5 protein-coding genes are annotated in these 4,882 nt (G+C 75.6%); all 5 read left to right on the top strand.

The window, feature by feature from the left end; genetic code table 11:
- The coding region (locus tag IH13_RS0134630; RefSeq protein ID WP_031090891.1) for an ROK family transcriptional regulator at positions 1-1,123 on the top strand (1,123 nt) is incomplete at its 5' end.
- A gap of 164 nt (positions 1,124-1,287) precedes the next feature.
- A complete protein-coding gene (locus IH13_RS0134625; RefSeq protein ID WP_031090889.1) occupies positions 1,288-2,184 on the top strand; it encodes a hypothetical protein in 897 nt (298 codons plus the stop codon).
- 139 nt (positions 2,185-2,323) lie between these two features.
- Entirely contained in the window at positions 2,324-3,124 is an 801-nt protein-coding gene (locus IH13_RS0134620; RefSeq protein ID WP_031090887.1) for an HAD-IIA family hydrolase, read from the top strand.
- A gap of 87 nt (positions 3,125-3,211) precedes the next feature.
- Positions 3,212-3,754, top strand: a complete 543-nt coding sequence (locus IH13_RS0134615; protein WP_031090885.1) for a hypothetical protein — start codon at positions 3,212-3,214, stop codon at positions 3,752-3,754.
- Position 3,755: 1 nt separating this feature from the next.
- Positions 3,756-4,430, top strand: a complete 675-nt coding sequence (locus tag IH13_RS0134610; RefSeq protein WP_031090883.1) for a class F sortase — start codon at positions 3,756-3,758, stop codon at positions 4,428-4,430.
- The last annotated feature ends 452 nt before the right edge of the window (positions 4,431-4,882 follow it).

Here is a 4,882-nt window from a genome sequence, read left to right as displayed (position 1 = left end):
CGGCGGGGTCAACCTGCCGTCGCTGCGCCACCACAACGCCTCACTCGTGCTCGACCTCCTGCGTACGGCCGGTGAGCGGGGGATCAGCCGGCTGGAGCTCGCGGAGCGCACCGGCCTCACCCCGCAGGCGGTCAGCAAGATCACCACCCGGCTGCGCGCCGAGGGCCTCGCCGCCGAGGCCGGCCGCCTCGCCTCCACCGGCGGCAAGCCCCGCACCGTCCTCCGCCTCGTCCCGGACGCCGGATACGCGGTCGGGCTCCACCTGGACCGCGACGAGATGACCGCCGTCCTGACCGGCCTCGCCGGTACCCCGGTCGCCACCCGCACCGTGCCGCTGGACCTCGGAGCCCCGGCCGACGAGGTCGTCGGCGCCGCGGCCCGCGCGGTGCAGACGGTACGGGCAGACGCGCCCGGTACCGAGGACCACCGCGTCTTCGGCGTGGGCGCCGCCCTGCCGGGACCGCTGGACCACACCGGCGGCGTACTCCACCGCGTCACGGGCTTCCCGCAGTGGGACGGCTACCCGCTGCGCGACGCGCTCGCCGAGCGGACCGGGCTGCCGGTGGTCGTGGACAAGGACACCAACGCCGCCGCCCTCGGCCTCGCCCTGCGCGCCCGCGACGAGGCCGACTTCGCCTACCTCCACCTGGGTACGGGCCTGGGGGCCGGGCTGGTCCTCGGCGGCACCGTGCACCGCGGGGCCCGCACCGGGGCGGGGGAGTTCGGCCACCAGACGCTTCAGCTGGACGGTCCGCTGTGCGGCTGCGGCGGGCGGGGCTGCGTCGAGGCGCTCTGCCTGGCCGCCGTCGCCCGGGGTGACCTCGCCGAGGCGGCCCGCGTCCTCGGGACGGGGGCCGCCAACCTCGTCGGCCTGCTCGACATCGACCGGCTGGTCCTCGGCGGACGCGCGGTCGCCGCCGACGAGGACGTGTACGTCGACGGGGTGCGCGCCGTCGTCGAGGAACGCGCCCGCCGGGAGGGCACCGGCCCCGCCGTCCCGGTCACCGTCGCCACCGGCGGCGACCGGCCCGTCGCCGAAGGGGCGGCCCACCTGGTGCTGGCCCCGCTCTTCGGCCGCGCCGGTGAGGCCGGCAGCGGGCTGCGGGGCGGCCCGGGGCGTTGACGGACCGGGGGCCGGAGGCGCTGTTCGGGCGGTTCTTTCCGCCCGAACGGGCGGACTTGCCCGGCCGGCGGTTGGCGGCGCCCCCGCGCGCGTGGCAGCGTCGCCGCACACAGCCGGTGGCCCTCAGGAGGTGCCCGGCGGCGAGCAGCGAAGGGTGTCCCCCCATGCCCCCCAAGCCCCCCGCACGGCTGCGTGACGGCCGTGCCCTCACCCGCCTCGGCCTCGCCGCGGGCCTCGTCGTCCCGGCCGGGCTCCTCGGCACCCCGGCCGCCGTCGCCATCCCCATCGCGGCGCCGGTCCCGGCCGTGTCGGGGGCCGTCGCGGACGCGAACGCGGACGCGGTCTGCGGGGACCCGGACGCCGAGGACTTCCCCATCGGCACCCGGATCCACGGCGGCCCGGAGACCTACGCCTCCGGCGGCGGCTACGGGACCTGGTACCTGGACCTGACCAACACGACCGCCGAGCCGTGCCACGCCATCCACCCGGTCCTCGTCCTCACCGACGAGGACCGCACGCTGACGCCCGAGCAGATCCAGCTGGAGTTCGTCGAGCGGGCCCACCCCGACGAGGAGCACCGGGTCACCTGGGAGTCCACCGACCAGGACGAGCAGATCGGTGTCTTCGGCAACGGCGAGGAGGACGACGACTTCCCCGGATTCACGGTCCCCGCGAGGAAGACGGTCACCGTGGAGGTCCGGATGGCGTTCACCTCCGACACCCGGCCGGGTCGGGTCACGGCGACCGCGGCCATCGTCCAGCGGCGCACCGAACCGCGTCAGGCGGCGGACGGGCCCGGCGCGGCCGGGGCGGCCGACGCGTCCGACGGCGACTGGGTCGGCGAGTCCGCGGCGTACTCCTTCGTCATCGTCGACGGCGGCGCGGACGGCGGCGCCGACGCCGGGGGGCCCCGGACCGACGGGGCGGGCAGGGCGCCGTCCGAACTGGCCCGCACCGGCCGGACACCGCCCGTCTGGGCCGCCCCCACCGCCGGCGCCCTGGTGTTCGGCGGGGCGGCGGCCCTGCTCCTGGCCCGCCGCCTGCGCAAGGGGCCCCGCTGAACCCGTGGCGACCCGCCTTGATCAGCTGGTTCCGCCCGGTCGAACGGGCAGCCTAAAATCGAGGCGTCGGCGCTGCACACCGCGGTGCCGCCGGCGTCCAGCACCCCGGTGCACAGTGCGTACGGCAGGAGCCCGTGTCATGGCAGAGCGCAAGGCGATCGAATCCTGGCTGACCGACATGGACGGTGTCCTCATCCACGAGGGCACCCCCATCCCCGGGGCCGACGCCTTCATCAAGAGGCTCCGGGACTCCGGGATGCCGTTCCTCGTCCTCACCAACAACTCCATCTACACCGCCGGCGACCTGCACGCGCGCCTCAAGCGCATGGGGCTGGACGTCCCGGTGGAGAACATCTGGACCTCCGCCCTGGCCACCGCCCAGTTCCTGGACGACCAGCGGCCGCGCGGTACGGCGTACGTCATCGGCGAGGCGGGGCTGACCACCGCGCTGCACGACATCGGGTACGTCCTCACCGACCACGACCCGGACTACGTCGTCCTCGGCGAGACCCGGACGTACAGCTTCGAGGCGCTCACCAAGGCGATCCGGCTCATCAACGCCGGCGCCCGCTTCATCTGCACCAACCCGGACGAGACCGGCCCGTCCGCCGAGGGCCCGCTGCCCGCCACCGGGTCGGTGGCCGCGCTGATCACCAAGGCCACCGGCAAGGCCCCGTACTTCGCCGGCAAGCCCAACCCCCTGATGATGCGCACCGGCCTCAACGCCATCGGCGCCCACTCCGAGACGTCCGCCATGATCGGCGACCGGATGGACACCGACGTACTGGCCGGACTGGAGGCCGGGATGCAGACCTTCCTCGTCCTCACCGGGCTGACCAGCACCGACGACATGGACCGCTACCCCTTCCGGCCGTCCACCGTCGTCGACTCCATCGCCGACCTGGTCGATCTGGTGGACCTGCCCCTGCCCACGCCGTAGGGGCCCCCGGGGCGTTCCTCACCCGGCCGGCCTACAGAGGATGCGGAACGCCCCCGCACGCGTGAACCTTCGATCAGGAGGTTTACGATGCGTTCACTGCCCCTCACGTTCTGTGCCGCAGTGGCGGCCGCGACGATAGCCGTCCCCGCGTCCGCCGCACCGGCCGAGCCCAAGGATCCCAAGGGCTCCGGGCCGGTCACCGTCACCCCGGCCGTCGTCTCCCCGGGTGGGGAGGTGGAACTCTGGACCGACGTCTGCGGCAAGGGCACGTCGGCCCGGGGGAACTCCGAGGCCTTCACCTCCGAGGCGCGCTTCGCCCCGGCCGACCGCAAGGGCCTCCGCGCCGAGGCCCGCATCCGCCCGGACGCCGCCCCGGACGCCTACGAGATCCGGGTGACCTGCAAGGACGGCCACGGCCGTGCCAAGGGCACCGTCACCGTCGTCCCCCACCGCCGTCCCACGCCCGTCGCCCCCGTCCGGGCCGGAGGCGGCGGCACCGCCACCCTCGCCACCGGCGGAGCGGCCGGACCCGGTCTCCCGCACGCCGTGACGGGGCTGGCGCTCGCCACCGCCGCGGTCGCCGCCGTCGCCTTCCGCGGCGCGCGCCGCCGCCGTGCGGAGCACGGCTGAGATGGCGGGCGCGGACCGCCCGGCCGGATCCGGCCGGCTGCTGACCGGCGTCGCCTGGGCCGTGCTGCTGCTCGGCCTGTGGCTGTGGGGCCGTGAGGGCACCGGCGGCATCTCCGCCCCGACGACCGGCGACGTCGCCGCCGTCGGACGCCCCCTGGGCGCACCACTGCCCCCGGCGCACGAACCGCTCGGCGGGGCCCGTCCGCAACGGGTGGAGATCCCCTCCCTGGAGATCGACGCGCCCGTCGTCGCGAGGGAACTGGACGAGTCCGGCGCGATCGAACCACCGCCCTACGAGACCGCCGGAACCGTCGGCTGGTACGGGAACGGCACCGAACCCGGCACCGAGGGCGCCGCGCTCTTCGTCGGCCACGTCGACACCGAGACCGATCCCGCCGTCTTCTACGGCCTCAGCGCCGTCCAGCCGGGAGCCAGGGTCCGGGTCGCCCGGGACGACGGCACGGTGGCCGAGTTCACCGTCGACGACGTCCAGGTCTTCACCCGGGAACGCTTCGACGCCCAGAAGGCGTACGGGCCCCGCAAGGACGGCCGCGCCGAACTCCGGCTGATCACCTGCGGCGGCACCTACGACCGCGACGCGCACGCGTACACCGCCAACGTGGTGGTCTCGGCCTATCTGACGGGGGAGCGCGGCGCCTCCCGAAGCGGCGTCTGACCGCACCCGGTACCTGGCCCGGCCGGCAGCCCGCTGCCTCTCAGGGCGCCGGCCGGGCCGGTCCTCCACCGCGGTGCCCTGGCTGCGGGAGTAGCCCGGCGCGACGCGGGAGGTCGAGTGGTTCCTGCTGCACGCCACCTTAGGGGCACCCCGGCAGGCCCTACAGGGTTGCTGCCAGGTTGTCCGGATCCGGGCGGAAGAGTCCGGCGCGCCGACCGCTCCGCCAGGTGGGGGTCAGCCGACGGAACGCCCGGCTCAACGGGGCGCGGGCGTGCGGGAGTCGGGCGGATCGCGCGGGTGCGGGGCGGCCGGGCCGGAGGCCCGCTGCTGTCCGGATGCGCCTCGTCCGCCTGCGCCCGGGACCGTGTGTGTGGACTGCGGTGCGGGCCCGTGCACGAGCAAGGCCCCCTCACGCTCGGTGAGGGGGCCTTGCTTTCGCGTGCGCCGTCAGG

This window comes from Streptomyces sp. NRRL WC-3549, assembly GCF_000721935.1.
Classification (GTDB): Bacteria; Actinomycetota; Actinomycetes; order Streptomycetales; family Streptomycetaceae; genus Streptomyces.
This window is presented reverse-complemented; position numbering and strand designations above follow the sequence as displayed.

Bases quoted from the DNA above. Each gene is read 5' to 3' on its own strand.
- IH13_RS0134625 (WP_031090889.1), top strand. From the start codon at position 1,288: ATGCCCCCCAAGCCCCCCGCACGGCTGCGTGACGGCCGTGCCCTCACC.
- IH13_RS0134620 (WP_031090887.1), top strand. From the start codon at position 2,324: ATGGCAGAGCGCAAGGCGATCGAATCCTGGCTGACCGACATGGACGGT.
- IH13_RS0134615 (WP_031090885.1), top strand. From the start codon at position 3,212: ATGCGTTCACTGCCCCTCACGTTCTGTGCCGCAGTGGCGGCCGCGACG.
- IH13_RS0134610 (WP_031090883.1), top strand. From the start codon at position 3,756: ATGGCGGGCGCGGACCGCCCGGCCGGATCCGGCCGGCTGCTGACCGGC.